This window comes from Streptomyces sp. RP5T, assembly GCF_003933965.1.
Lineage (GTDB): Bacteria > Actinomycetota > Actinomycetes > Streptomycetales > Streptomycetaceae > Streptomyces.
The window spans coordinates 1-2,779 of sequence record NZ_RSAJ01000844.1 but is presented as its reverse complement, the minus strand read 5'-3'; the positions used below and the strand labels follow the sequence as shown (position 1 = coordinate 2,779).

The following is a 2,779-nucleotide window of genomic DNA, read 5'->3' as shown; positions in this document are numbered from 1 at the left end:
GTAGACATACGCGGTCCAGGATCTCATCCCGGCGAAATTACTGGCGAACGGTTTTGTCCGCCGCCGTACGGCATGCGCGTCGAACGGCGCACGAGTCGCACGACACATACAACAAGACCCCGATCCGGAGATCGGGGTCTGTGCTGTGGCTGGGGCCGGGGTCGAACCGGCGACCTACCGCTTTTCAGGCGGTCGCTCGTACCAACTGAGCTACCCAGCCGCGAGGCTTCCGGGGAAACCTCAGCGGTCCTGACGGGATTTGAACCCGCGGCCTCCACCTTGACAGGGTGGCGAGCACTCCAAACTGCTCCACAGGACCAAGCGTTGTGCACGAACAGTGTCGCACACGGTGTTGCGTGCCCCCAACGGGATTCGAACCCGTGCTACCGCCTTGAAAGGGCGGCGTCCTAGGCCGCTAGACGATGAGGGCTATCGGCCCGCCTGGGCGCTTCTCAGCGCGTCGGGGACGTGAGAAGCATATGGGATGCCGGGAGGTATCGCCAAAACGGTTTAGGGGCTGCCCGTGGGCGAGGGTGTGCGTGACCCCGTGGGCGAGCCGGCGGGCGAGGGTGTCGCTCCCGGCTGGTTGTCCTCGGGGAGGTGGCGGCTGACCTCCGCCGTCGTGAGGCCGAGGCCGCCGAGCCTGATCTCGTCCCAGGCCTGCAGGCGGCGGGTGTCGCGGTCCAGGTACAGGAGCGAGGCCTCGATGGGGTCGGGGTACTTGCCCTCGACGGCCCGCAGTCCGCTGCCGCCCGTCGAGCCCTCGACGCGCAGTCGCGTGCCCTTCTCCATGACCTCCATCTCCTGGTGGTGGAGGTGGCCGGACAGGATCATCGGGACCTCGCCGTCGACCCGGCGGGCCGCCGAGGGTTCGTGGGCGATCGCGAGGTCGACCGGGGTGCCCGCCGCCCGCTGTGCGCGCAGCGCGGCGGCCAGCCGGTCGCCCGCCGCCTCCTGGGACTCGTCGGCTCCCGGGTTCGTGGAGCGGTCCGGGGTGAACTGGGGGTCGCCGATGCCGGCGAACCGCAGCCCGGCGATGGTCTGCGCCCGGCCGTTGTCGAGGACGTGGACGCCCTTGAGGCCCTCCATGTAGCGCTGGGTGGTCAGCGAGTCGTGGTTGCCGCGGACCCAGACGTACGGCGCCCCCAGGTCCGGGATCGGGTCCAGGAAGCCGTTCTCCGCGGCCGTGCCGTGGTCCATCGTGTCGCCGGAGTCGACGATCACGTCGACCTTGTACTGCTCCACCAGCGAGGCGATGATCTTCCAGCTCGCGGGGTTGAGATGGATGTCGGAGACGTGCAGGACCCGGATGGTGGTGGGGTCCGGCTGGTAGGCGGGGAGCGTGGACGTGACGTCGTAGAGCTTGGTCACGTTCGTCACCAGGCGGGCCAGCTCCTTCTGGTAGACGTCGAACTCGGTGACGATGCTGCGCGCGTTGCCGACCAGGGAGGGGGCGGAGGAGAGCAGCCCCGAGAACCTGGGCTCCAGGACCGACTCCGGGTTCCAGGTGGCGTACGCCGTGCCGCCGCAGGCCGCCAGGAGGGCGAGGGCGAGGCCGCCGGCGCCGAGGGCCCTGCGGGGGCGGCGGTAGACCGCGAGGCCGAGTGCCGTGGCGCCCGACACCACGGCGACGCAGGAGCGCAGGGCGAGGTCGAGGGTGCCGTGCTCGACGTCCGTGGCGACCTCCTCCTGGAGGCCGGAGAGGCGCTCGGGGTGGTCGACCAGGGCCTGGGAGCGTGCCGGGTCGAGCTGGTCGACGTTGACGTCGAGGCGGACCGGGGCCTGGTGGCTGTCGAACTGGAGCGCGCCGAGCGGGGAGACGTTGATCTTCGTGCCGCCGGTCAGGGACGGGCGCAGGGTCATCGTGGTGTTCATGGGCCCGACCGGGACCCTGACGTTTCCCACGACCAGCAGACCGAGCCAGGCGCCCAGAAGGACGACGGCGACCAGGCCGAGGGCGCGGGCCCAGGGGTGCGGCTGGTGGACGAGCTCGACGGACGGATGGGGGCGCCGCCTGCCGTACTGGCGGGCGAGGGCTCGCGGGGGCCTTCGTAGCGTGTTCAGGATGCTCCGGACGTTCAGGACTGCGGCGGGGACGCGGGCCATTGATCCCGTATGCCCAAGTCCGCGCGTGGATATGCGGGCGTTCTCATGCCTCTCGTACGGCCGGGTCGTACCGGAGAATGGGCATGTGCTGGAGATGACGCGCGAGGAGTTCGAGAACCTGGTCGCCGAGGCCCTGGACCGTATTCCGCCGGAGTTGACGCGACTGATGGACAACGTCGCGGTGTTCGTCGAGGACGAACCGCCCGCGGACGACCCCGAGCTGCTCGGGCTGTACGAGGGCACACCGCTGACCGACCGGGGTGAGTGGTACGCCGGGGTGCTGCCGGACCGCATCACGATCTACCGGGGGCCGACGCTCAGGATGTGCGATTCCCGCGAGGACGTCGTCGCGGAGACCGAGGTGACGGTCGTGCACGAGATCGCCCATCACTTCGGGATCGACGACGCGCGGCTGCACGCACTCGGGTACGGATGACCCGTTCGCGTGTCCTCTTGCGGGCGGCGGGAGTTGGGCAGGTCGACTCTTAGACGACCGCCCTCGGAGGTGGCTGCTCGTGCGCCCCATGTACGTACCCGTCCGTCTGGCCGCCACGGTCATCGCCGTAGCCGCCGCCGCGGGCTGCATGAGTGTGGGCGGGGACGAGGGAGGCAGCGGCGCGAGGCCCTCGCACTCCGCCGGTGAGCGGGGCGGCAAGGCGCCGGACGGGGGTAC

Annotated in this window: 2 protein-coding genes and 3 tRNA genes; 1 reads left to right on the top strand and 4 read right to left on the bottom strand. The window is 70.3% G+C overall.

The window, feature by feature from the left end; all coding sequences use genetic code 11:
• Positions 1-146: 146 nt before the first annotated feature.
• The 4 genes from EHS43_RS41890 to EHS43_RS41875 form a co-directional block, all read right to left on the bottom strand.
• Positions 147-220: transfer RNA gene (locus tag EHS43_RS41890), tRNA-Phe, on the bottom strand.
• A 24-nt stretch (positions 221-244) separates the two neighbouring features.
• Positions 245-319 (bottom strand) — tRNA-Asp (locus EHS43_RS41885).
• Positions 320-357: 38 nt separating this feature from the next.
• Positions 358-430 (bottom strand) — tRNA-Glu (locus EHS43_RS41880).
• 80 nt (positions 431-510) lie between these two features.
• Entirely contained in the window at positions 511-2,106 is a 1,596-nt protein-coding gene (locus EHS43_RS41875; RefSeq protein WP_125195718.1) for a metallophosphoesterase, read from the bottom strand.
• Positions 2,107-2,191: 85 nt separating this feature from the next.
• On the opposite strand from EHS43_RS41875, the gene EHS43_RS41870 reads away from it, so the two are divergent.
• On the top strand, positions 2,192-2,542 hold the full coding sequence (locus tag EHS43_RS41870; RefSeq protein ID WP_125195717.1) for a metallopeptidase family protein: 351 nt from the start codon (positions 2,192-2,194) through the stop codon (positions 2,540-2,542).
• Positions 2,543-2,779 lie beyond the last annotated feature (237 nt).